This window comes from Microcoleus sp. N9_A2 (genome assembly GCF_036701775.1).
Taxonomy (GTDB): Bacteria; Cyanobacteriota; Cyanobacteriia; order Cyanobacteriales; family Microcoleaceae; genus Microcoleus.
In genome coordinates this window covers 71,043-96,506 of record NZ_JAUBRH010000013.1, presented here as the reverse complement: position 1 = coordinate 96,506, position 25,464 = coordinate 71,043, and the positions used below count along the sequence as shown (strand labels likewise).

Annotated in this window: 13 protein-coding genes and 1 pseudogene; 6 read left to right on the top strand and 8 right to left on the bottom strand. The window is 45.3% G+C overall.

The annotated features are described in order from the left end of the window. Positions 1-44 precede the first annotated feature (44 nt). The 3 genes from QUA44_RS10800 to QUA44_RS10790 all read left to right on the top strand — a co-directional run bounded on the left by QUA44_RS10800 (position 45) and on the right by QUA44_RS10790 (position 10,182). A complete protein-coding gene (locus tag QUA44_RS10800; protein ID WP_333250601.1) occupies positions 45-5,528 on the top strand; it encodes an AAA family ATPase in 5,484 nt (1,827 codons plus the stop codon). 613 nt (positions 5,529-6,141) lie between these two features. Continuing rightward, positions 6,142-8,889 carry an ATP-binding protein gene (locus QUA44_RS10795; protein ID WP_333250602.1) on the top strand — a complete coding sequence of 916 codons (2,748 nt, stop codon included), beginning with the start codon at positions 6,142-6,144 and terminating at the stop codon, positions 8,887-8,889. A gap of 18 nt (positions 8,890-8,907) precedes the next feature. Then, positions 8,908-10,182, top strand: coding sequence for a response regulator (locus QUA44_RS10790; protein WP_333250604.1), 1,275 nt, complete (start codon positions 8,908-8,910; stop codon positions 10,180-10,182). 380 nt (positions 10,183-10,562) lie between these two features. On the opposite strand, the gene QUA44_RS10785 is transcribed toward QUA44_RS10790, so the two are convergent. Continuing rightward, positions 10,563-12,131 (bottom strand): HAMP domain-containing sensor histidine kinase, encoded by a 1,569-nt coding sequence (locus tag QUA44_RS10785; RefSeq protein ID WP_333250606.1) that lies wholly within the window; start codon positions 12,129-12,131, stop codon positions 10,563-10,565. Between the two features lie 271 nt (positions 12,132-12,402). On the opposite strand from QUA44_RS10785, the gene QUA44_RS10780 reads away from it, so the two are divergent. Next, on the top strand, positions 12,403-13,809 hold the full coding sequence (locus QUA44_RS10780) for a TldD/PmbA family protein (RefSeq protein ID WP_333250668.1): 1,407 nt from the start codon (positions 12,403-12,405) through the stop codon (positions 13,807-13,809). Positions 13,810-14,120: 311 nt separating this feature from the next. Here QUA44_RS10780 and patX read toward each other — a convergent pair whose 3' ends face one another. Beyond that, the gene (patX, locus tag QUA44_RS10775) at positions 14,121-14,327 is read right to left on the bottom strand and encodes a heterocyst-inhibiting protein PatX (RefSeq protein WP_333250608.1); all 207 of its coding nucleotides are present in this window, start codon (positions 14,325-14,327) and stop codon (positions 14,121-14,123) included. A 977-nt stretch (positions 14,328-15,304) separates the two neighbouring features. Continuing rightward, positions 15,305-16,042, bottom strand: coding sequence for a dephospho-CoA kinase (gene coaE / locus QUA44_RS10770; protein ID WP_333250610.1), 738 nt, complete (start codon positions 16,040-16,042; stop codon positions 15,305-15,307). 205 nt (positions 16,043-16,247) lie between these two features. On the opposite strand from coaE, the gene QUA44_RS10765 reads away from it, so the two are divergent. Together QUA44_RS10765 and QUA44_RS10760 are read left to right on the top strand one after the other, a co-directional pair. Continuing rightward, positions 16,248-21,395 carry a CHAT domain-containing protein gene (locus QUA44_RS10765; protein WP_333250611.1) on the top strand — a complete coding sequence of 1,716 codons (5,148 nt, stop codon included), beginning with the start codon at positions 16,248-16,250 and terminating at the stop codon, positions 21,393-21,395. A gap of 29 nt (positions 21,396-21,424) precedes the next feature. After that, complete coding sequence (locus QUA44_RS10760) at positions 21,425-22,009, top strand: YdeI/OmpD-associated family protein (protein ID WP_333250613.1); 585 nt, start codon at positions 21,425-21,427, stop codon at positions 22,007-22,009. Positions 22,010-22,066: 57 nt separating this feature from the next. Here the strand turns inward: QUA44_RS10760 and QUA44_RS10755 are convergent, their stop codons facing one another. From QUA44_RS10755 to QUA44_RS10735, 5 genes and pseudogenes are all read right to left on the bottom strand, one after another. Continuing rightward, a complete protein-coding gene (locus QUA44_RS10755) occupies positions 22,067-22,591 on the bottom strand; it encodes a restriction endonuclease subunit R (RefSeq protein ID WP_333250615.1) in 525 nt (174 codons plus the stop codon). Positions 22,592-22,662: 71 nt separating this feature from the next. Beyond that, positions 22,663-22,866 (bottom strand): annotated as a pseudogene (locus QUA44_RS10750) (Uma2 family endonuclease); the annotation flags it as partial. A gap of 543 nt (positions 22,867-23,409) precedes the next feature. Further along, entirely contained in the window at positions 23,410-24,600 is a 1,191-nt protein-coding gene (locus QUA44_RS10745; RefSeq protein WP_333250617.1) for a tetratricopeptide repeat-containing serine protease family protein, read from the bottom strand. A gap of 226 nt (positions 24,601-24,826) precedes the next feature. Further along, positions 24,827-25,213 (bottom strand): type II toxin-antitoxin system death-on-curing family toxin, encoded by a 387-nt coding sequence (locus tag QUA44_RS10740; protein WP_333250619.1) that lies wholly within the window; start codon positions 25,211-25,213, stop codon positions 24,827-24,829. Next, positions 25,200-25,391, bottom strand: coding sequence for a DUF2281 domain-containing protein (locus QUA44_RS10735; RefSeq protein ID WP_333250621.1), 192 nt, complete (start codon positions 25,389-25,391; stop codon positions 25,200-25,202). Before QUA44_RS10735 ends, QUA44_RS10740 begins: the two co-directional genes overlap by 14 nt. Between the last annotated feature and the right edge of the window lie 73 nt (positions 25,392-25,464).

Sequence of the window (25,464 nt, the reverse complement as noted above, 5' to 3'; positions counted from 1 at the left end):
ATAATAGTAACGCTAAATAATTTACTAAAAAAATAGCTATCGCTATGATCGAACTAACAGGGTATCAAATTCTAGATCGCATTTATTCCGGCACTCGCACCCTAGTTTATCGCGGAACTCGCCTCTGCGATCGAAAACCAGTCATCATCAAAGTCTTGCGGAACGAGTATCCCAGCTTCAGCGAACTGTTGCAATTCCGCAATCAGTATACCATTGCTAAAAACCTGGATTTGCCCGGAATCATCCAAACTTACAGCTTGGAACCCTACCGCAACGGCTATGCGCTGATAGTCGAAGACTTCGGGGGAATTTCTCTGAAAGAATGGACGGGGAAAGGGAAAACCGTGCCATCTTTGATTGAGTTTTTCCAAATTGCGATCGACATTAGCAATACATTAAATTTACTTTACCATCACCGGATAATTCACAAAGACATTAAACCAGCCAATATTTTAATTAATCCCCAAACAAAACAAGTCAAACTAATTGACTTTAGCATCGCATCTTTGCTGCCGCGAGACACTCAAACTCTGATGAGTCCCAACTTATTAGAAGGCACACTCGGCTATTTGTCTCCCGAACAAACGGGCAGGATGAATCGCGGCGTAGACTACCGTACAGATTTTTATTCTTTGGGCGTGACTTTTTACGAATTGCTAGCAGGAGAATTGCCGTTTCAATCTCACGATGCGATGGAATTGGTACACTCTCATCTTGCAAAACAACCGCCATCACTGCATGAAATTAATCCAGAAATTCCGGTGGTACTTTCGGCACTTGTCAGCAAATTGATGGCGAAGAATGCTGAAGACCGCTATCAGAGCGCATTAGGATTAAAGCATGACCTCGAAAGATGTCTGTCTCAGTGGCAAAAAATAGGAAACATTGTTTTATTTGAATTGGGAGAACGAGATTTAAGCGATCGCTTTACCATTCCTGAAAAATTATACGGTCGCCAAACGGAAGTAGAAACCCTACTCAAGGCCTTTAATCGCATAGCGTACCCCCTTTCATCTCCCCTTACCAAGGGGGTACACAGGGGGGGCGAAATGATGCTAGTCGCCGGGTTTTCCGGCATTGGAAAAACCGCCGTTGTCAACGAAGTCCACAAACCAATTGTCGGAGCGCACGGCTATTTCATCAAAGGCAAATTCGACCAATTTAACCGCAATATTCCCTTCTCCGCTTTTGTCCAAGCATTTCGAGATTTAATGGGACAATTGCTGAGCGAAAGTGATGCTCAGTTGCAGGTTTGGAAAACGCAGATTCTGCAAGCTATTGGTGAAAATGGACAAGTCATTATTGAAGTCATTCCCGAATTAGAACGGATTATTAGTCCTCAGCCGCCAGCGGTGGAACTGTCGGGAACATCTGCTAAGAATCGCTTCAATTTACTATTTCAAAAGTTTATCCAAGTTTTTACAACCCAAGAGCATCCTCTGGTAATATTTTTGGACGATTTACAATGGGCCGATGCGGCATCTCTTAAGTTGCTGCAACTTTTGATGGTTGAATCTACAGCAGGCTACTTGTTAGTGATAGGTGCTTATCGGGATAACGAAGTGTTTGCAGCGCACCCGTTGATGCTGACTTTGGAAGCGATCGCCCAAAGCGACTCGATAGTTAATACAATTACGTTACAACCCCTGAGTCATGCCAGCCTGAATCAGTTGGTAGCCAATACGCTGAATTGTTCGAGTGCATTAGCGCAACCACTCACGGATTTGGTATTTCAAAAAACCCAAGGTAATCCCTTTTTTGCTACCCAATTTCTGAAAGCTCTGCATCAAGATTGCCTCATTAACTTTGATGCTCAATTAGGGCATTGGGAATGCGATATCGCCAAAGTGCGATCGGCCGCATTGACCGATGATGTCGTGGAATTCATGGCATTGCAGTTACAGAAACTACCAACAGCGACCCAAACTATCCTCCAACTAGCAGCTTGTATTGGCAACTCTTTTGATTTGTCTACTTTGGCGATCGTTTCAGAGCAAACAGAAGCCGAGGCTGCCACTCACCTATGGAAAGCCTTGCAAGAAGGGCTGATTCTACCCCAAAATGAAGTTTATAAGTTTTATTTAGGAACAGTTCAGACCACCGATACTACTCATGAATCCGTAGTATATCGATTTTTACACGATCGGATTCAGCAAGCTGCCTATTCCCTGATTCCAGAATCACATAAAAAAGCCACACATTTAAAAATTGGTCAGCTTTTGTTGACAAAAACACCTCAATCAACCCAGAAAGACCATATTTTTGATATTGTTAATCAACTCAATATGGGTGTTGAAATAATAACAGATTCAGAGCAATTAAATCATCTCATCTCACTAAATCTACTGGCAGGAAAGAAAGCCAAAGCTGCTACAGCCTATGCAGATGCTGCTAGATATTTAAATATTAGTTGGGCATTACTAGAATCTGATAGTTGGCAAAATCAGTACGATTTGACCCTGGCTGTTTGTCTCGAAACAGCAGAAGTAGAATATCTGAATGGTAACTTTAATCGGGTGGAAAAATTGGGTCAAATGATTTTATCCCAAGCTCTAAATTTACTAGATAGTCTCAAAATATATGAGTTGCAAATTCAATCTCTTCAGTCACAAAGTATGATGATAAAAGCGATTGATACAGGTTTGGAAGCATTGCAAAAGTTGGGAATTAACATCGATGCCAGTATCGGCGATCGCGCGATGCCAGAATTACCACGATTTGAAGATTTAGACAAGATTCCAGAAATGACCGATCCGCAGAAACTCGCCACGTTGCGGATTCTCATGGCACTTTTTCCTTCCATTTATATCGCCAGACCCGATATGACTCGTCCCCTGATCTTAACGATAGTAAATTTTACCATTGAAGGTGGACATTCTGCATTATCAGCTTATGCTTATGTGCTCTATGGCACGATTCTCTGCGTCGAACCTGGAGGCATCGATCAAGGATATCATGCCGGAAAATTAGCATTGAAGTTGTTAGAACAATTTCAGGAAACCGCACTTAAAGCTAGAGTTTATAATTTATTTAATGCTCTGATTCGATCGTGGAAAGAACCAGCCCAAGCTACACTACCCGCTTATATAGAAGGATGCCAAAGTGGTTTAGAGACTGGGGATTTGGAGTGGGCTAGTTATAACTCCATGCACTATTGTAAGAATCTCTTTTTAACTGGAGAGAGACTAGAAATAGTCGAGTCTAAACAAGCTCCTTACCTCGAATTACTACTCAAAAACAAGCATGATTTTGCCTTGTCTTACGCGAAAATCTGGGCGCAAGCTACCTTGAACTTACAAGGCAAATCGGCTGACAAGCTGCTATTGATTGGAGAGCATTTTGATGAATTGCACTTCCTGCCACTTTGGCAAAATACGAACAATTATATGTCCTTATTTGCGCTATGTGTTGCCAAAGCAAATATTTTATATTTATTTAAGGAATATGCGAGTGCTTTAGATTGTACTGTGCTGGCTGGCAAATACATACAAGCTGCGATCGGATCGCTCGCGAGCGGTGTTTATAATTTTTATCACTCATTGATTCTGCTCGCCGTCTACCCTCAAGCTGAACCGAGCCAGCAGAAACAATATATGCTGGCGATCGAGCAGAATCAAGTAAACCTCGGAGAATGGTCTGATTGTGCTCCGCATAATTTTCTCCATAAGTATTTGTTGATTAAGGCAGAACAAGCACGAGTATTTGGGAATGTGCTTGAGGCAATAGAGTATTATGACCAAGCAATTCAAGGTGCAAAAGATACGGGATATCTTCAAGAAGAAGCCCTCGCCAACGAACTAGCGGCCGAGTTCTACCTCGGCTGGGGTAAAGAAAAATTTGCAACAGGCTATCTACAAGAAGCCTACTATTGCTATGCCCATTGGGGAGCAAAATCCAAAACAGATGACTTAAAAAAACGCTATCCCCAGCTTTTGACTGCTATCTTGCAGAACCCACAAAATCAATTGATCCTCCAGGAAACTCTGATTTCAAACAGCAATCGCTCGTCTATTTCTCATCAAACTATCCCAAGCACTCATTCTAGCAGCAGTAGCATTTCTGAGTGTCTAGATTTTGCCAGCATCCTCAAAGCTTCCCAAGCTTTATCTCGTGAAATTCAACTGGAGCAATTGATTTCTACCTTAGTGAAAATAGTCATGGAAAATGCCGGAGCAGATAAATGCGATTTAATTTTACTAAAGGAGGAGAATTTAGTTATAGAAGCCACGGCTGATTTAGGCGATCGAACGACAGATAATAATTTTTCTGTAAGGCGAGAAATTCCTGTTCAATCAAGTAAAAATATCCCTCATTCTCTCATTAACTATGTCTCTCGCACTCAGGAAACTTTAGTCATTGATGATGCTACTCAGAGTTATCTAGCCTCCGATGCTTATATTCAAAAGCACAAGCCCAAAAGCTTATTGTGTACTCCGATCGTCAATAAAGGCAAATTAATTGGAATTCTTTATTTAGAAAATCGCTTAACCCAAGCGGTATTTAATCGCGATCGCCTGCAAGTGATCGAACTGCTGATGGCCCAAGCGGCGATCGCCTTAGAAAACGCTCAACTCTACAGCCAATTAGAGGATTATTCCTACACCCTAGAACAAAAGGTGGAAGAACGCACCCAGCAGTTACAAGAAAAAGCCACTCAACTCGAAGCCAGCCTCCAAAAACTTTACGCCACTCAATCCCAACTCATTCAAACAGAAAAGATGTCAAGTTTAGGACAGTTGGTTGCCGGAGTTGCTCACGAAATCAACAATCCTGTTAACTTCATTCACGGCAATCTTACCTATGCTCATGGATATATTACATCTTTAATTAAGTTAATTGGGTTATATGAAGAACTTTCTCCTCAACCCCAACCCAAAATTCAAGCTAAAATTGATGAAATCGACCTAGAGTTTATCATTGAAGATTTACCGATGATCCTAGCTTCGATGACCACAGGAACCGAGCGCATTCGCCAAATAGTCGAATCTCTGCGGAACTTCTCTCGCCTTGATGAATCTGAAATTAAACCGATCGACATTCATTCAGGAATTGATAGCACTTTATTAATTTTGCAGCATCGACTCAAAGTTAGTGAAAAACATCAGGAAATCCAACTAATTAAAGACTACGGTAAAATGCCTTTAGTCAACTGTTACGCATCGGCACTCAATCAGGTGTTTATGAATATTCTGAGTAATGGCATAGATGCTTTGCGACAACAGGAGAACAAAGTTAATTTTAAGAAAAATAAGAAAAAACTGACTCTGATGCTTCAGACTTCGGTCGATCGCGATCGCAATGCAGTGATTCGTATCGCAGACAATGGTATAGGGATAGAACCGTCGGCGCTCAATAAGATATTTGAACCGTTTTTTACCACAAAACCTGTGGGCAAGGGTACGGGCTTAGGGCTCTCAGTCAGCTATGCGATTATTGTCGAGAAGCATGGAGGTAAGATCGAAGTTAATTCAACGCTTGGAGAGGGAACAGAATTTACAATAGTCATTCCTATTTACAAAAAAAGTTAGTAAATAATTTGGCGTTGCTGAGTTAGAATATGAACAGCTAAATATACAAAGCCCAAAACTATTATTTACAAAAATCCCGAATTTTTGTACGGTTACTTTTGAGCTCGTGTCCGGTCGATTGACCGATTTAATTCAGGTTCGTAGTGCGGACTTTAGTCCGCAGTCATCATTCGTATTCCTACTTTAGGGCTTGATGAATAGAATTAGAAGCTATGACTGCCAAGGATTTCAAGATTTTTAAAGATAAAAAAGTGTAAGGTTATGACCTTTGTCGGCTCAAAATCCTTGGATTTCGGTGGAAAATTGTGGAGTAAATTTGGGAACCCATCTCCGAATCTCCCATTTTTCAAGCTGTTTGGCACCTAGATTCGATTTGTGGACTTTTTCAGTAAGCCCTAGATAAGACTAGGGTTGAGACCGCCTAAGAGTCAAACCTAGGTGTTAGCCCTGTTCTGGGTAGTTCTCTCCTAGCAAAAGTGTCAAGAATCTGGAAATAGACGATCGCACAGGTTGGCTTGTGACCTAAATTACAGCGTCGCCATCAAAATCTGTATTAAAAAATACTAAATAGACTATTTTTTATCTAATTTAACTTTTGGGAAGGAATGCCGATATGTCCGCCGACGCAAAAACACATAACGATCGCGCCTTTATCCATCGTTTACCCCTACAAGCGTTACTAATAGTTCCGTTCGTGTTGCAAATCTTTGGCGCAGTGGGACTGACTGGCTATCTGTCGCTGCGAAATGGACAACGGGCGGTTAATGACGTAGCAACGCAGTTACGCAACGAAATTACGTTACGTGTTAATCAAAATTTACAAACTTATCTAAAAGCTCCACAGCAGGCAAACCAAATTAACCAAGATGCCATTAATGCTGGATGGCTCAAAACAACTTCCTTAAAAGACTGGCAGCGACACCTCTTCGCTCAAACTCAGGTATTTGATTCAATTGATTCCATTGGAATTCTCAACGAGGAACGAGAATTTATTACGGTATCTCGACACGAAGGCGATCGCCCCACTTTATTTATTTACGATCGATCGACTGATTTTGCATTTTCGACCTATAGCTTGGACGAAAAAGGCGATCGCATCACTTTGTTGAAGCGCACCGAAAATGTTGACTTCCGCCCTGAGCCTTGGTATCGGCAAGCTAAAAGCACAGATAAACCTTACTGGACAAATGTGATTAAACATAAAGATCAGCCAAAGCTGATCTTTCTGAATGTGCATCCTATATATAATCAAACTAAACAATTTCAAGGAATCCTGATCGCTAGACTAACCCTATCGACTGTCGGAGATTTTCTGCAAAAGCTCGATGTTGGTCAACAGGGGAGAATCTTCATCATTGAACGAACTGGTAAATTGCTTGCGACCTCAACTAATGAATCGCTGTTTCGCGATCGGCAAGGTAAACTAGAACGAGTTGCCGCAGCCGATAGCAATGACTTGCTTACAAAAGCTGCCACCCAGTATTTAATTCGTAAATTTGGTAATCTGAGTCAAATCAACTCCTCTCAAATCTTGGACTTCGATCTCAAAGGTGCTAGGCAGTTTGTGCAAGTTTCTCCATTTCAAGAAAAACCTGGGCTTGACTGGCTGACTGTGGTGGCAATCCCTGAATCAGAATTCATGGCACAAATCAATGCCAATACTCGTACTACCATCTTGCTGTGTATTGCCGCCTTACTATTAGCTATAGCTTTAGGAATTTACACTTCTCGCTGGATTTCGCTTCCCATTTTCCGTTTTAGTCAAGCATCAAAAGCAATTGCAGAAGGCAACTTAGAACAAACAGTTCAACTCTCGAATGTAAGAGAATTAAGAATATTAGCTAAGTCATTTAATCGTATGTCTCAACAGTTGCGTGATTCATTTACAGCCCTTGAAAACACCAATCAAGAACTCGAATATCGAGTAGAAAAGCGCACAACTGAGTTACAAATGGCTAAGGAATCTGCCGATAACGCCAACCAAGCCAAAAGCGAATTTCTCGCCAACATGAGCCACGAACTCCGCACCCCCCTCAACGGCATCCTCGGCTATGCTCAGATCTTGCAACGCAGCGAATCCCTCACCTCCAAAGAGAATAACGGCGTTGACATCATTTACCAGTGCGGCTCCCACCTTCTCACCCTGATTAACGATATCCTTGACCTATCTAAAATCGAAGCCCGCAAATTAGAACTCTATCCCGCGTCATTCTACTTCCCTTCCTTTCTCCAAAGCGTTGTAGAAATCAACTCTATTCGGGCAGAACAAAAAGGAATTAGCTTCGACTTCCTTCCAGATGCCAACTTGCCTATCGGAGTCATTGCCGATGAAAAGTGTTTGCGTCAGGTATTAGTTAACTTGTTGGGCAATGCCATTAAATTCACAGAACAGGGTAAAGTGACATTCAGAGTAGAGATCCTCGATATAATAGATGAGGGGAAGAAGACACATATTCGCTTTACGATCGCAGATACCGGCGTAGGCATGACCCCCAAACAAGTCGAAAAAATCTTCCTACCATTTGAACAGGTAGGTAATATCAATAAACAATCAGAAGGTACTGGATTAGGACTAGCAATTAGCCATAAAATTGTCTCCTTGATGGATAGTGAAATTCAGGTACAGAGCATTGCAGGCGAAGGTAGCACCTTTTCCTTTGAGCTGAAATTGCCCGAAGCTAAGGATTGGGCGGAGTCTTTGCTGGTGGTGCAACAAGCGGCGATTGTCGGCTATGCAGGAGAACGGCGTAAAATTTTATTGATCGATGACCGCTGGGAAAATCGTTCGGTGTTGCTCAATCTTTTAGAACCGATTGGTTTTAAAATTATTGAAGCTAGCAACGGACTCGAAGGACTAGAACAAGTTTTACAGACAGCGCCGGATTTGATTATTACCGATTTGGCAATGCCCGTAATGGATGGGTTTGAATTTGTGAAGAAGTTGCGATCGCAACCAGAACTACAACATCACATCGTGCTGGTTTCTTCCGCTAGTGTCTTTGAGATCGATCGCCACAATAGTATTAAGGCAGGCGGCAATGATTTCTTGCCCAAACCCATCCAAGCTGAAACGTTGCTAGAACAAATACAAAAATATTTAAAGTTGGATTGGCTATACAAGGATCAAAAAGGCGATCGGCTAAATGAACATGGTGTCGATCAAGAAATTAAGCCACCGTCTCACGCCATCTTGACCCAACTTTCGGAACTGGCCAAAGCCGGCGATCTAGATGGAGTAATAGAAGTCGCCCAGCAAATCCCAGATGGGGATAATGTCGCTTTTGTCCGAGAAGTCATCCAGATTACTGAAGCGTTCGAGATCAAAAAACTGCGGGCATTTATTCAGCAATATCTCACTTAATTAAAAGGAATATTAACTATGGTTAACTCAACCGATCCCTTTATTTTGATTGTAGATGACAATGCAACTAACTTGTCTGTCCTCTCCAAAACCTTAAAATCAGCAAATTACAAAGTTCGCATGGCAGTGGATGGCGAAGATGCCCTAGCTATGGTGGCCTATGCTCATCCAGAACTAATTTTACTCGATGTGCAAATGCCCAAAATGGATGGTTTTGAAGCCTGCCGCCGCCTCCAAGCAAACCCCGCCACTAAAGGTATCCCAGTAATTTTCATGACGGCTTTAACAGATACGGAGAATAAAATCGAAGGCTTGTCCTTGGGGGCGGTAGACTACATCACCAAACCTTTTGAAGCCCAGGAAGTATTAGCAAGGGTGAAAATTCACTGGCGCTTAAAGCAACTCACCGGCACCTTAGAACAACGAGTGGCAGAACGTACTCATGACTTGCAGAATGCTCAATTGCAATTGGTGCAGCAAGAAAAACTCTCCACTCTGGGACAACTGGTGGCGGGGGTTGCCCACGAAATCAACAATCCCATTGCTTGTGTGGTGGGTAATGTCAATGCTGTGGAAGATAGCATCAATGATTTATTTAGTTTAATTGATTTGTATCGCCGTCAATTTCCCCAACCAGGTGCAGAAATTACTGCAGAACTAGAGAAGATAGAGCTAGAATATTTGAGGGAAGATTTACCGAATTTAATCCGAGCCATGAAGGATGGGGGCGATCGCATTGTATCTATTAGTAAAAGCCTCTGCACTTTCTCCCGCGCCCACAGCGACCAAAAGCAGATTTTCAACATCCATGAAGGGATTGATAGCACTATTCTAATTCTGCGCCATCGCCTCAAGGCAAATAATCTGCGTCCAGCCATTGAAGTGATTACTAACTACGGTGATGTGCCAGCGATTAATTGTTTTTCCGATCAATTAAATCAAGTGTTTATGAATATTATCGCTAACGCGATCGATGATTTGGATGCAGGGTGCGTTGGACAAACCTTTGCGGAATTAGAAACCGAACCTAGGCGAATTATGATTTTTACTGAAATGTCGATCGACCTTTCAACCGTAGTCATTCGGATCGAAGATAACGGCCAGGGTATGTCGGATTCAGTAAAATTGCGGATATTCGACTACCTGTTTACTACAAAAGAGGCTGGGAAAGGAACGGGATTGGGATTGGCGATCGCCCGTCAGATTGTGGAAGAAAAACATGGGGGTAAACTGAGTTGTATTTCGGCACTGGGAGAAGGAACTAAGTTTGTGATTGAGCTTTTAATTGAGTGAATATTATTGGTTATTGGTTAGTTGTTAGTTGTTATTGGTTATTTGTTATTTGTTAACCAATCACAACTAACAACTAACCAATGATATCAAATCCGGTAGCATCGGAATTAATATTACCCACATTCAGGACACGGTGCCGCGTCCTACCTATCATTTTGGTGCAACCGGAATTGAGGAATGAAAAATAAATAAGGTGACTAATAGAGCAATAGTTTACATTAGATTAAGGCTTCTGGGGTTTAATTGTGCAAGTTATTTATTTTTCATTCCTGATATCATTAGTGCGAGCTTCTCACTCGCGACATGGATCGCGAGCGAGAAGCTCGTACTGACATCCAAATATATAATTCCGATGCAACCGGAAATGATATGACTAATGACTATTGCAGCGGCAAAAATATGGTCATTACGTCGCCTTTTTGCGGCCGCTGGCGAATTACTAATTTCCCGCCCGCTGCTCGAAATAAATTCTTAGTGACGCTCAAATTTAAACTCAAACTTCCCGTCTCCGGCTGCACCATCAACAAAGGCCCGATCGATCGCAAAGGAGCATTCGCTGAAGCTGCAAAAGTCGAGGTGCCATTACCTTCAGGTAGGTGTTCCGATTCTAACTGCAATTTTAACTGATCGCCCGCCAATGTTACTTCTACCTGAATGCGACTCCCCGATGGCAAAGTTCGAGTAAAATTCTCAATCAAATTAGTTAAAACCTGATCCAACATCGTCGGATCGCTGACTACCGCTGGCAATTTTTTCGGTATAATCACATCTAAAGTGTGATTGCGCTGACTTGCCTGTTTTTGCCAGCGCGGAATGCTGTTTTGCAGCACTTCACCGAGGGACATCGCGGTTAGCTGCATCCCAGAATTTTTAGCTTGGGACATTTCCAATTCCACGGCGCGGAAAATTAAACCGAAGCGATCGATCTGAGTGGTACACTCAGCATCAATCATTTCCAAACGCTTCACCACCACCGGTTCGAGTTTGGGACGTTTCAGCAGCAGGCGAGTCAGGGTGCGAATGGTGGCCAAAGGAGTGCGGACTTCGTGGGCGATCGCCTGTAGCAATTCCACTTCTTTGGTAGCATGAGGCAAATGAGACTTACAATTGATATTTTCCCGCCCTTTGAAGCTATCATCAACTCTTTCGTTTTTTCCCCTCGCCACTTCGTCTTTCCCGAGGGGCAAATGATGCAGCAGCAAGCGGGTGAACTGCGCGACTATTTGATAGTTTGGAGCTATAGGCAAAAACTGCTGGAATTGCGCGTCTAATTTTGTAGAATTATGAGTTAATTGGCTGACTGGCAAATTGATACTGCCGTCAGAATTGGCAAGCAAACAATCGCTTTCAGTCACCCTGCGCCGCAAAACTTCCCAAGCTTTGGCGGCTATTTGCGGGTCGAAAGAAAATAGAAAAGCCGGAATTCCCGCCGAATTTTCACCCAAAACCATCACCAGACTAAAAGTAGCAGTTAAAACCAAACAAAACTGCTCGTTTGCTAAAGGATCGCCGATCGCCAAAGCTAAAGCCGGGGCCGCCTCCGGTACAGATATTTGCTCCTCCGCCGCCGGTAGCAAAGCTAAAGTTTGTCTAGCACGAAAAGACCACAAACCTGCATCGTTGTCGGGAATACTCGTAAAAATCCAATTAGCAAAACCGGAAATGACAGCGGGCTCTGTCAAAACCGAAGACGGCCCGGACAAAACCAATCCCTGACAAGAATTGGGATTTGGGGAGAGACAGTGTTTTTGTTGTTGGGCGAGCATTTGATTCAAAGTTGCGATCGCCCCGTACCATTCCCGTTCAGCCTTCTGTCTAGCAGCCGCACGACTCCCAGGACACTTCTGGCGGCCGTTTTGGGCGATCGACCTCGGATCGGGACTGAGGTCATTTTCAGAGCCAGAGGAGGCTAAAATTTCGCTGATTGTTGGTAGAAAGTAAGTATTCACAGTAGTTATAAGCCCACCTTCACAGACGTGAAGAATGAAGTATTTATTTATAGGAATGTTTAGGAGCGAGAATTTAAGCAGCAGTAGGACGGAAACAACCAGCCTAATTTCTTGCGTCTTGCCCCTAACCCACAGGATATCTATATTTGTCAACTAACGATATTGGCAGAACCGTACCAATAAGTCGCAATCTCCGCGCTTCCGGCGATATTTTGGACGATCGCCCTAACAAAAGTGCAAAATGGATGCAGTCAAACACCCTGCTTTCCTTATGCCCACCTCGATCGCCGACTCCAAAAATCTGCTGTCAGACTTAATGGCACGCTACCGCAACCAAGTAGATTATCTAGCAATTCGGCTCGAAGAAGCCGAAGGCACAGACATCCTGCTGCGGGGCGAAAAAATTGAAACCCTCAGCGAAGGAATCTCAATAGGAGGGCAAGTCCGAGCTTGTCACAAAGGCGGCTGGGGCTTTGCCAGTTTTAACCGACTTTCCACCCTCGCCGAAAGAATCGAAGAAGCCATCGCCGCGGCCAAACTGATCGGCGAAGAAGAAACAATTCTCGCGCCAGTAACGCCCGTACAGGACATTTGCTTCCTGCCACTGACAGGAACAGACCCCCGTCTGGTGCCCTTAATTGACAAAAAACAATTGTGCGATCGCTACGCCGCAATTCTCCGCAGCATAGACCCCCGCATCGCCACCATCTCCGTGCGCTACGGCGACAGCACCCAGCGCATCATCCTCGCCACCTCCGAAGGCACCATGCTCGAACAAGGTTGGGCAGACATGGAAATGCGCTTTGCCGCCACAGCCCGCAGCGGGGAAACCGTACAAACAGGCCGGGAAACCACCGGTTCCCGCAAAGCTTACGAAGACCTAACCGAACTTGAAACCCAAGTCCGCAGCGCCGCCCAGCGCGCCGTAGACTCCCTAGCCTTACCCCCCGTCCAAGGCAACACTTACACCGTCGTCATCGACCCAATTCTGACCGGATTGTTCGTCCACGAAGCCTTCGGACACCTTTCCGAAGCTGACATGGCCTACGAAAATCCCGATATTTTGGAAATTATGACCCTCGGCCGCCAGTTCGGCCCAGAAAACTTGCAAATTTTCGACGGTGCCGCGCCGGAGGGACACCGAGGCAGCTATTACTACGACGATGAAGGCACTCCGGCGACTACTACTCAGTTAATTAAAGACGGCGCATTAGTCGGGCGGCTGCACTCGCGGGAAACAGCGGGTAAGTTGGGAGAAACACCTACCGGTAATGCTCGGTGTTTGAATTATCATTATCCGCCGATCGTCCGCATGACTAATACTTGGATCGAAAGAGGCGATACGCCGGTGCCGGACTTATTTTCTGGGATCGAAGAAGGAGTTTATGCGCGCAATTGGCAAGGCGGGATGACTAACGGCGAAATGTTTACTTTCAGTGCTGGGGAAGCTTGGATGATCCGCGATGGAAAGCTCGACAATCCGGTGCGGGATGTGACTCTTTCGGGTAATGTTTTCAGCACTTTAGCCGATATTGAGGCGATCGGCGACGATTTCTACTGGGATGAATCCGGCGGCTGCGGCAAGGCAGGACAAAGCGGTTTGCCCGTGGGCTGCGGCGGCCCAAGTTTGCGGATTCGCGATGTCGTTGTCGGTGGCGAAGCTGCGGAAAAAGATTAAAGCTGCAAAAGTTTAAAAAATAAAGGTAAAGCGCCAGATTCCTACTCGCGCTTTACCTTTATTTTTAGAGTGCCACATTTCGCGCCCGTTTGTGGTGTCGGATATTTTGACGATATTGGGCAAAAAAACCGGAATAGCCAAACATTATGCCTTGAATCGTCAAATACGGCTAAAAAATCGGTTTTTTGGTACGCAGTACGTAAGTCCTGAATTCATGAATTGAAATCTTCAAGTTTTCTCTTCTTTTCCCAATTTTCGATTCTCCCCGTAATTCCCTAATTCCCAACAGACAATTATCGCTTTTTTCGGCTTTATCTCCCGCTTCCTCGTTCTGGCGGCGTATCTTTATCGTCGTTATCTGCGTAAAAGGTCTGAGTGTCGGCTAGAGCGGTTAAAATTTCGGGAGCAGAGTTGTGTGGAGCAAAAAAGGTCGATCGAGTTTCTAAGCTTTGAGCGTTAACTGCGGTGCCGCTCAGTAACAGGCTTGACATCAGGATGGAAGAGTAAACGCCGATCATAAATTTTGGTATTTGTATTTTCCCCTTCTTGATACGCAGTCTGTACTCTGCTATCAGGATAAAAAAAATAATTGTGGCGAAATCATCAATTAGTAAGTGACGGCACCTGCAATTTTTGTGAGTTTTGGTTAAAAGCGGGTGAAATCCATCATCTAGCTCGCTTGTTCGCTGGTAATTTCTAGTTCTCTGCTGCTTGCGGGCAATCAGCAGAATTCAACACCAGTTTTCCCAAAAGAATGCAACTTTAGGCCCGTGATCCAAACCCTTAACTCATAAGTCATTCCCAATTTTTTCATCTAAAATCTAAAATTTAAAATGGTATCACCCCTAAAATCGTTTTTAAATACTCTTCAAACAAGGAAACAAAAACGCAAATTGTATTTTTTTACTACTCTTCAGATTAATTTCATAATTTATTGCTATGAGGATGCAACCCTCGGATTAAAGACAAAACCGCAGAGTATAGAGGCCCGTCATCAGCACCTTACATATAAAGATTTTGGTGCATTAGATTCCTGAAAGCAAGCAATAGACAAGTTTGCATAAGTCTTAGATTGATACAGAAACCGCAGATTTCAGTTGACTGTTGACTGTTGACCTGGGATAGCGACCTCTACCTGGAAGGAAGAGGATTGGAGTAATGAATAGTCTTCTTTTAATTTCTCCCGCTTATAGGTTCCGGCTTTAAACCATTTTTTTTTTGCAAGGGAGATAAACACAGATAAACGCAGATAATTGAAGGAATTGAGATCGAATGAATGAAATTTTGTTTGATGTCTAATCCTTCAGATTAACTTCAGAAATGGTTGCTATGATATTTTTCAATGAATTGTGAACGATTTTTCTTTTTTTTCTTTTTTTTCTTCTCTTCCTTGGTGTTAAGATGGCTAGCGCGCCGCTCCGTAGGACGAGTCGAAAGCTGTTCGGAAAAAAAAGCCCGTTCACAAAATCGTGGAGTCAATCTCAAATCTCAAATCTCAAATCTCAAATCGACTGACTTGCACATCTACCTGTAATAACAGCGAGTCGAGGGTTGACGAGTTGTCCAAAATAACATCAGCTTGTTGACACTTTTGAGCTAGCGGCAACTGGGCGTTAATGCGGGCATTAGCTCGATCGTAACTCAAGCCGTCTCGCTGCATTAGTCGTTCTAACTGCACTTCGGGTGAACAGTACACCACCCAAATTTCGGTACACAAGTCAGTCATGTTAGCTTCAAACAGCAGTGGCACTACCAAAACCAAAGTCAACGTGTCAGTGGGGGCGCAGAAACCGGAGTTTTTTTCAACAATACTTCGTTCTAGCTTTTGATCGCGGTGAAAAAACCTGGTTTCTTGAGTTTTTGTACCTAAATTCTGTGTGTCCTGGGATACCGGACTCAATGCAGCAATGCAGCTTTGAGTTTCCTCAACAAATCGGCGGCGGACATAAGGGTGAATCTGTTGTTCCAACCACTGCCGCTCGTCTGCGTTACAAAAAATAATACTTCCCAACTCGGGCCGATTTAAATTGCCGTCGGGGAGCAAAATACCCGCGCCGTATCGTTTTACAATAGAGTCAAGTATTGGCGAACCGGGGTTCACAGCTTCGCGGGCGTAAATATCGGCATCTAAAATCGGAAATCCACAGGCATCTGCCAGATAATTAGATATAGCGGTTTTACCGGTGGCGATGCCCCCAGTTAAACCGATCAGACGCACAATTCGATCGCTCATAATTTTCGCTGTTTAAATTTCCTGGGTTTCGACACTTACTGTCTGTCTTTGCTATGTTGGTGACACAATTAAATTTAGACTGAAAATTTAAGATTTGCGATCGAGAGTTCGCGTTAGGAAATGTCAGCATTGGGGTGCGATCGACTCTTTTTTACCTAAAATCTCAATTTTAAACTCGAATTAAGGTCTAGATCGAGGCAAACTTATGAATGCTCAACGTGCTCTGCGATCGATTCTGGCAGCAATTCCCATTGCCGGATTTTGGATATTAGATTTTTCCCCCAACCTGGTTTTCCTCAAAGAAAACAGCAGCGGATGGGTACTCCTGGCAATTTATCCCCAATCTCAAATTGCTGCGGCACAATCTATTACTCCAGCCCCAGACGGCACCGGAACCACTGTCACCGCCCCAGGTACAGTGTCGCCTCCTCGCTACGACATTAAAGGTGGCACTACCTCCAGAGACGGAGCAAATTTGTTCCACAGTTTTACTCGGTTCAATCTGAATTCTGGCGAAACTGCCAATTTCATCTCGAACCCCAGCGTTAAAAATATCCTCGGCCGCGTTGTCGGGGGCGACGCTTCGTTAATTAACGGTCTAATTCAAGTTAGCGGCGGCAATTCTAACTTGTTCCTCATGAACCCCGCAGGCATTATCTTCGGAACAAATGCCCGACTCGATGTGTCCGGGTCTTTTTTTGCTACCACCGCTAGCGGTATCGGTTTTGACGACCGTTGGTTCAACGCTACAGGGGCGATCGACTACGCAGCCCTAGTCGGAACGCCGAATGCTTTTGTTTTTGACCCACAGCCAGGGAGTATTGTCAATGCCGGTAACTTGGCTGTCGGCACGGGGCAAAATTTGACTTTGCTGGGCGGCACGGTCATCAGTACGGGGCAACTTTCCGCCCCAGGCGGTCAAATTACTGTGGCGGCTGTCCGGGGCGAAAATCTGGTGCGGTTGAGTCAAAACGGACTTTTGCTGAGTTTAGAAGTTTCTCCAGCAGCCGGAGTGTCGGGTTCGGAAGCTCTTCCCTTCTCTCCCCTGACTTTACCTCGGCTGCTTTCGGGGCCCGGCGTGGCTAACGCTACGGGTATAATTACGAACGCTCAAGGTGAAGTCGTACTGACAGGCGGCGAAACAGGGCCTACAGGTGCTGGAACTGCGCTGTTAGCGGGTGCTGCGGACGTGTCTGCCAGGGGGGGCGCGGGAGGAAGCGTCAATGTGTTGGGCGACAAGGTAGGGCTGTTGGGAGCGAAGATTGAGGCTTCGGGGCCGGACGGTGGCGGAACGGTGCGGATCGGGGGAGATTACCGAGGCGAGGGAACTGTGCCGAATGCGACGATGACTTACGTGGATGGCAAAAGTTCGATCGCCGCCAACGCAACTGAATCAGGCAACGGTGGCAGAGTTTTTGTCTGGGCTGACAACACAACAGCATTTTTAGGCAGCATCAGCGCGAATGGCGTTTCTACAACTGGCACCGCAGGTGTGGGCGGGTTTGTGGAAGTTTCGGGCAAGCAAAGATTGATTTTTAACGGTACTGTCGATACTTCCGGGACAAACGGTTTGGGGACTTTGCTGTTAGATCCAGAGAATATCTTAATTACAGATTCTGCAGAAGGTACCGGCGATGCGGCAATTATTGCCAACAATAATATTTTGGCAACAGGAACGCTACCAGGACAGGAAAAGAATTCTGAGCCTTCGCTGACAATTTCGGCTACAGCTTTGGAAAGTATGTCGGCGACTGCAAATGTGGTTCTCGAAGCGCTCAACGATATTACAATTGCTGATTTGGCGGACAATCAGTTGAGCTTGAAAGCAACTACTGGTTCGGTGACATTGAGAGCAGATGCCGATCGCAGCGGTGCGGGCGTTTTTTCGATGAATTCTGGAGATACAATTAGCACGGCTGGCGGTGCGATCGCAATTTCGGGAAGTCAAATTACTGCGGGTAATTTGTCGAGCAACGGCGGAAATATTAGTTTGATTAGTCAGGGTTCGACTGTTGCTAACAATATTAGTTCATCCAATCCCAGCACCGGAACCAGCGGGAATATTTTACTCGAAGGCATGAACGTAACGGCAGAAAAACTTGATGCCAGCGGCCGGGAAGCGACGGGAAATGTAACTTTGACGGCTCGGAATGTTCTGGGAGTGAGCTTCGTCGCTCTTGGTTCGGGAAACATTACTTTGACTGGTAATGAAATTAATTTTAAAGGTGACAAAAATTCAGTCAGCGGCACTGGCTTTTTGGTAATGCAACCTTGGAGCCCCGGTCAAAATATTGCGATCGGCGGTTCTGGAGATGTCGGCACTAATATTTATTTGAATCTGACGGCAAACGACCTCGGAAGTTTGGAAAATGGGTTTGCTGGAATTACGATCGGCCGCAGCAACGGTATCGGTTCAATTCTGATTGCCAACGATTTCACATTTTATGATCCGCTAATTATTCAATCGCCAGCGGGTTTGGGAACAATCACTACCACAAATTCCCTGACAGGGGCAGACAATGCCTCAATTACTATCAAAGGTGATGGCAATATCCGTACCGGAAATATCACTACCAACAATCAGGAAATTCGCATCGTCAGCAACGCAGGCAATGTCACAACCGGTCAGCTACTTACTGGAACTGCCCGCACCATCAACACTTCTGTCAATTCTTCCGAAGATATAGGCAATTCGGCGGGAGATGTTAGTGTTACCGCACAGGGCACGGTGACTGCCGGGGCGATCGACACAAGGGGCGATCGCGCGGGGAATGTGACGCTGATGGGACGCAATGGAGTCACAGCAGGTGCGATCAAAGCTGGTGGCTCGAAAACACCGGGAAATATTACTTTGACCGGCAACGAAATTGACTTGACGGGTGACAAAAATTCGATCGCCAGCAATGGCAATCTGGTGCTGCAACCGGCTGATCCCAGTCAAAATATTATAATTCAAGGTTCTGGCGATACAGAAGCTTTGAAATTGACGGCTGCGGAATTGAACACTTTTCGGAATGGGTTTGCTTCGATCACGATCGGCCGTTCTGACGGTAGCGGTGTGATCTCGATTGGTTCTGGAACGACAGATTCAACGCTCAATTCAACGCCAGTGGCGGTGACATTTCAAGATCCGACGACGATTCGATCGCCGTCGGGCAGCGGCGCGATCGTGGGAACGGGTGCGATCTTCGGCACTGATAACGCCACGATCGCTCTGATGGGCGGTACTGTAGCCGTCGGAGATGTTACCTCGAATGCGGGGATTAACATCACTAGCAGTCAAGGCAAATTGACTGCTGGTACGGTTTCATCTCGCTCAACTTCCGGGGAGGCGGGCCCTATCAATATCCGCAGCGCCGGTGCGGTAGAAACCGGCAACATCGATGCTTTTGGTGCCAGAAGCGGGGGAGATATTTCGATTGCGGCGTCGGGCCGGATCGTTACAGGGGTGATCAACTCTAGTTCGCAATCGGGAAGTGCCGGTTCGAGCCAAATTACCGGGCAGAAAGATATTGAAGTTGTTTCGATCAAAGCTCGTGGCAATACCGGCGGCGATGTGGCAATCGAGGCTGGGGGAGCGTTTCGGGCTGCGGGAACAGGAACGGCTGCTGAGCGCGCCCAGGTCAGCATTTCTACAGACGGGCTGGCTCAATCGGGTTCACAGACGCTGCTGCAAAGCACTTGCCCGTCGGGAACCTGCACGGCGGCGACTGTTGGGACGGGAAACTCGAAGTCGAACACTGCAACCTCCTCAACTGCGATCGGGCCGCTGGCGATCGTGCCGAGTCCGGCACCAACTACCAGCGTGGAACTGCAAACTACAGACAATTCTCAACAAATTGTGACTCAGGTGAGTCTCGGCCCCGCAGCGTCGCTGCCAAAGAGCAGTAACGCAAATGTCTCGCCAGAACCTGCTGCTGCGTCTGTTGAGGCGCGGCCGAACGAGACTGCAGCCGGCCCGGTACTGCTGTCGCCGTCGGTGTTAAAAGACAATTTGGGTACGCCTGCAACGACAGAAAACGGCAGCGCAGTGCCAACTGCACAAAAGCCCGTGAGTGCGGTGAGTGTAGAAAGTATCGGGAATGGGAGGGTTCCTGAGATTTCTCGCTCCACTTCGATCGCGCAACTAAGTCCGATCGACGCAGTGCAGCAAAGGGATATAACTCAGGGGCGGGAATTTGAACGTTACTTTGGGGGCAATCTCGATCAAAAGTCTGTCACGCAGCAAAGTATTCGAGAGACTCTCAGCAGCGTCAATCGGTTGACTGGGGTTAAACCCGCTATCCTTTACGTGTGGGCGAAAGAGAAACATTTAGAACTTGTGTTGTTATTGCCAGACGGCAAAAGTGTTTTTAAAAGCGTGCCTGCAAGCCGCGAGACTGTGCTGCAAGTTGCTAAAGAATTCACTAATGCTGTGAGAAGCCCCAGGAGATTGAATGCTACTGATTATAAGGAACCTGCCCAGGAACTTTACCAGTGGTTAATTGCACCGCTGCAACCGGAATTGGAGGCTAACAAGATTGACACTTTGGTGTTTTCGATGGATGCCGGTTTGCGAACTTTGCCTTTGGCTGCTCTTTTTGACGGCAAACAGTTTTTGGTAGAAAAGTACAGTTTGGGGCTGATTCCCAGTTTGAGTTTGACTGATACTCGCTATGCCGATGTTAGGGGTTCGGAAGTTTTGGCGATGGGTGCGTCGAATTTTCCTGCCAAATACGATCAAAATCCTTTGCCTGCGGTGCCGTTGGAAATATCGACAATTGTGGGCAAGATTTGGCCTGGTGCGTCTTTTCTCAATGAAGCTTTTACCTTGGCAAATTTGAAGAATAAGCGCAATCAACCGCAATACAAAATTATTCACTTGGCTACTCACGGCGATTTTCAGCCAGGGGGATCGGAAAATTCTTACATTCAGTTTTGGGATACTAAGTTGCGGTTAAATCAGTTGGGTGAGTTGAAGTTATCTAACCCGCAGGTGGAGTTGTTGGTTTTGAGTGCGTGTACTACGGCGGTGGGTGACGAACAAGCTGAGTTGGGGTTTGCGGGGTTGGCGGTGCACGCTGGGGTAAAATCGGCTTTGGCGAGTTTGTGGTACGTCAGTGATGCGGGTACTTTGGGGCTGATGACTGAGTTTTACCAGCAGTTGCGTACTGCGCCGATTAAGGCTGAGGCTTTGCGGCAAGCGCAGTTGGCGATGCTGCGGGGTGAAGTGCGGTTGCAGGATGGTTATTTGGTGCGATCGGGCAACAATCAAGCTCTACCTTTGCCGGCGGAGTTGGCCGCCAGGGGCGATCGTAATTTGTCGCATCCTTATTATTGGGCTGCTTTTACGATGATTGGTTCGCCTTGGTAAGATAGTTGTGGTTAAATCTCTTTCCTGTTATGCCGAAATTTGAAGACCAACTCGATGTAGTTTATGCTAGCGATCGCGCCTGCTGGCGGCAATGGTTGGAGCAAAACTATGGAAATGCGATCGGAGTTTGGCTGGTTTACTACAAGGTCAAAAGTGGCAAACCAAGCGTGCAGTACAGCGAAGCTGTCAAAGAAGCACTTTGCTTTGGTTGGATTGACAGCAAAGTCAAATCCTTGGATGCAGAGAGTTATCGACAAATCTTCACGCCTCGAAAACCCAAAAGTGTTTGGTCAAAATTGAACAAGCAATATATCGAAGAATTAATCGCCGAAGGGAAGATGACGGAAGCTGGGTTAGAAAAAATTATAGCAGCTAAACAAGATGGCTCGTGGACGAGCTTAGATTTGATTGAAGCATTAGTAATTCCAGCAGACTTAAAAGCAGCTTTAGAAACAGACGATGCTGCAAACAGCAACTTTGCAGCATTCAACAAAACAACTCAAAAAAATATTCTATTTTGGATTCAAAGTGCTAAACGCCCAGAGACAAGATTGAGCAGAATCGAGAAAACTATATATTCGGTCGCACAAAACAAAAATCCCTTGATTCGCTGATAATTTCTGGTGTCGCGAGTGCGGTATCACTACTGACTAATGACTACTGACTAATGACTAATTGCTAGCTGCTATCTGACTCAAGCGTTTGAGGATGCGGAGTACATCATGTAAATTATTGGTGCGATTGCTAATTCCAAATAGATCGGATGTGGCATATCGAGGTGATTCTCCTGGCACTAATTTAACAAAGATGAAACTGCCGCCTGTCGCAATCATGCCGTAACTGGGTTTGTCGGAATTGGGATTTGCCAGCATATAAGCTAAGATTTGCGCCAATCCCGCTTTGATGGAAAATGAAACTCGTTTAGATTCAATTACCATCAGCCAAAACTGATCTTTTAAAACTAAAGTGTCGATGCTGCCTTTGATGATAACTCCTTCCTCTTCTTCAGAAATCTCGACGGATTTTTCCGGTTTAATGTAAAAAGGATGCAGGTAAAACTCCCCGGTAAATAACAGCGGAGAGACGATCGACAAACTGATGGGTTTTTCCAGCATCGGCGGATATTTCAGCAAATTGAAGTAACCCGCTTTGATCTGATCTAGCTGTCGTTGTTGAAATTCAGTGATTTCTGGCAACTCGTCTTGCCATTCTCTGAAAAATTAGTCGTCTGTGACAAGTTGCAGGTCAAAAAGTGTTTTTAATTCTGCTAATGTGACATTTTTAGCTTGGATTGTTTGAACCATAATTTTAAACTAATTCCAAATCTTTTGTAAGAGGAATCAAAGGCTTCACCGAGTTCGGCTTGTTCGTTCCAAAGTCCAATCTGTAAGTTAAATCTTGAGTTGCTTTTTCCTGTTTTTCCTCCGGTTGGTGGCATGACGATCAATTGTCCATTGGCGTTGCGTTCTAATTGTAGATCGCGGTGTTATTCGCACAGTTGTTAGAACTGTTCGGAAGTTAGTTTGATAATGGAATTGAGGTTTAATGTGATAGCAGTCATTCTTATTTACCTGCTGTTTGTATCAACTAGATTAAAAATTCACTAAGGATTCAGGTCAAAAGAGTTGCAGATGCAACCCTTGTCTGGCAAGGTTTTCAGGGCAAAGTAAGGGCTTTTGTCTTGATCTGTTCACTGTCACTCTTATGACGATAAATCACATTTTTTCCTCATAAGCTTGACAATAGAGATTAATTTAGCATCAAGCTACAGATCTAAAGTCTTTACCCAGCAAGGAGTTATGTTACCTGAATCCTTACAAAATTCAAAATGAATTATCCCATTTTTAATTCTTAATCCTTAACTTCTAATTTTGCTGCACAGGGGATTTAAGCCCCCACCTTTAGGTGGATTGTTTTTAGGCAGGGGCTTAAATACCCTGCCTAAAAACTTCGCTGTCAACCCTTCGACAAGCTCAGGGCAAGCTGTCAACTGTCAACTGTCAACTGTCAACTGTTACTGCAATTGTTTGATTCTGTTGAGCGCGTCTTGATAGGCGCTGGTTCTTCCGCCTTGCTTGTAAAGTTCTGCTGCTTTTTCAAAGTCGGCAATTGCTTTTGGTTTGTCTTCTGTTGCCAGGTAAGCTAAAGCTCGGTTGTAGTAGGCGTCGGCAAAACCGGGATTGCTTGCGATCGCCCGCGTGTATGCTTGAATAGCAGTGGAACCGCGAGTGGGTTCGGTTTGAGGCAAGCCGGCGGTCATGAAAGTGCGGGCATTACCGATATTAAAATACAATTCTGGGGTATATTTGGGCTTGAAAGCCAGTGCTCTGTTGAAATCGGCGATCGCCTCCCAAGCATCTCCTTGATCTAACAGCGAAAGTCCTCGAAAATAATAGGCTTGAGCATCTTGCGGATTGGCGGTGGATACCGGGCCGCTTGTTGAGGGAGTATTGTCTACTTTCAACTCGGATTTGTTGATTCCCGCCGCCACTAACTTCGCGATAAATGTATTGATTGGAACTGCTGCATTAAATCCGGTTTTAATCGGGGCGACTTCGCCGGAACTCGTTTGCGCGAAACCGAATTCGCCTTGTCCGTGTAAACCGATGACTCGGCCTTCGGAGTCAAAAACTGGGCCGCCACTCATGCCACTCCAAGTTACGGCTTGATACCGCAAAGTGTAACCTTCTGGGCGGTTGCGTGGGCGGCTGGTAACGAGTCCGGGAGAGAGTTCGGGTTCTCGTTCGGCGCCGAAAAGTCCGCCCGTAGCGGGATAGCCGTAAACGAAGATTTGAGTGCCGATGACGGCTTGATCGGAATCTGCGATCGTCGCGACTGGATATTCTTCGGGGCTTTCAAATTTGACTACGGCTAAATCCGGATCTGTTGTGGCTGTTTGCAAGCGAGTGACTGCAGTTGCTTGATAGTTTTTGCCGATCGACGTGCGAACGGTGTATTTCACGTCTGCTTTTTCTACGACGTGATTGACTGTTAAAACTGTGTAAGTTTTGCCGTTTTTGGCAATAATTACCCCAGAACCGTCTCCGATGGAACTGTTAATTTGTACTGTCAGCGGCCCGGCAATGCTGGCGACTTCTTGGGGCGTTTTGGCGATCGCGGGCTGGCTGATGACTATGGTTAAGGCTGCGGTAGTTCCTGCTAGCACGCTGCTTAAGGTGTCGAAACGAGAAAAATTTATATTCATGGTAGTGGGAATTGGTAGTTGGGTAGCGCGAGTTGGCTGATGGCGGCGGTTTGTGCTTTTTTTGTTTTTAGTTTGATTTTATGGGTTGACCCAAACCTGGTCGGCTTTGTTATTTAGTGATAATTTTACTTGCTATTTTGTTCCGCGATTGTCTATTTCAATGTAGGGTGTACCCGGGCGCACTTTACTCGATTTCAACTTAGGCGGCCCAACTTACTTATTAAAACTAAACAATATATGACTCGAACTCGGTGCTTAATTCTTCCTTTGTCACGGTTCCCCGTGCGACTCGCATGACTAAATTATATGCTCGATCGTCCGTTAAATTTAGAGCGCAACCATTCAAACGCAAAAAGGTATCCGCCACCGCAAAAGCCGATCGTTTATTGCCGTCAATAAACGGATGATTCATCGCTATGTGATAGAGATAAGCAGCAGCTTGTTCGGCAATTGTCGGATGCAACAATTGACCGCCAAAAGTTGCTTGCGGTTGAGCCAAAGCTGACTCTAACAAGCCTTCATCTCTAACCCCGGAAGTGCCACCAAATCTCTCTATCTGTCTGGCATGAATGCTGAGAACCGTATTTTTGGTGATAAAGTTAGGAGTTGGCAAGGCGATGATAAACCTCCTTTCTTTCGCGTTCAGAATCTAGATATGCTTGCCATGCTTTGGCTTCTAATTGTTGTTGTTCTTCTTCAGTTTTTAAGGAACGAACAAATTCCAGCACTTTCAGCAGCAAAGGTTCTGGTACTCGATCGAGTTCTTGAAGAAGTTGGTCTTTTGCGCTCATGTTTCCTCCTAGTTATTTTATTGTTTTACATCCCGCAGATTAGATAATCAATGGCTGAGTAAAACTCGGCGGT

Excerpts from the sequence above, each read along its gene's own strand:
- QUA44_RS10795 (WP_333250602.1), top strand. The coding sequence starts at position 6,142 with ATGTCCGCCGACGCAAAAACACATAACGATCGCGCCTTTATCCATCGT.
- QUA44_RS10760 (WP_333250613.1), top strand. The coding sequence starts at position 21,425 with ATGCCGAAATTTGAAGACCAACTCGATGTAGTTTATGCTAGCGATCGC.
- QUA44_RS10790 (WP_333250604.1), top strand. The coding sequence starts at position 8,908 with ATGGTTAACTCAACCGATCCCTTTATTTTGATTGTAGATGACAATGCA.
- QUA44_RS10745 (WP_333250617.1), bottom strand. The coding sequence starts at position 24,600 with ATGAATATAAATTTTTCTCGTTTCGACACCTTAAGCAGCGTGCTAGCA.
- QUA44_RS10780 (WP_333250668.1), top strand. The coding sequence starts at position 12,403 with ATGCCCACCTCGATCGCCGACTCCAAAAATCTGCTGTCAGACTTAATG.
- patX (WP_333250608.1), bottom strand. The coding sequence starts at position 14,327 with ATGATCGGCGTTTACTCTTCCATCCTGATGTCAAGCCTGTTACTGAGC.
- QUA44_RS10735 (WP_333250621.1), bottom strand. The coding sequence starts at position 25,391 with ATGAGCGCAAAAGACCAACTTCTTCAAGAACTCGATCGAGTACCAGAA.
- QUA44_RS10800 (WP_333250601.1), top strand. The coding sequence starts at position 45 with ATGATCGAACTAACAGGGTATCAAATTCTAGATCGCATTTATTCCGGC.
- QUA44_RS10765 (WP_333250611.1), top strand. The coding sequence starts at position 16,248 with ATGAATGCTCAACGTGCTCTGCGATCGATTCTGGCAGCAATTCCCATT.
- coaE (WP_333250610.1), bottom strand. The coding sequence starts at position 16,042 with ATGAGCGATCGAATTGTGCGTCTGATCGGTTTAACTGGGGGCATCGCC.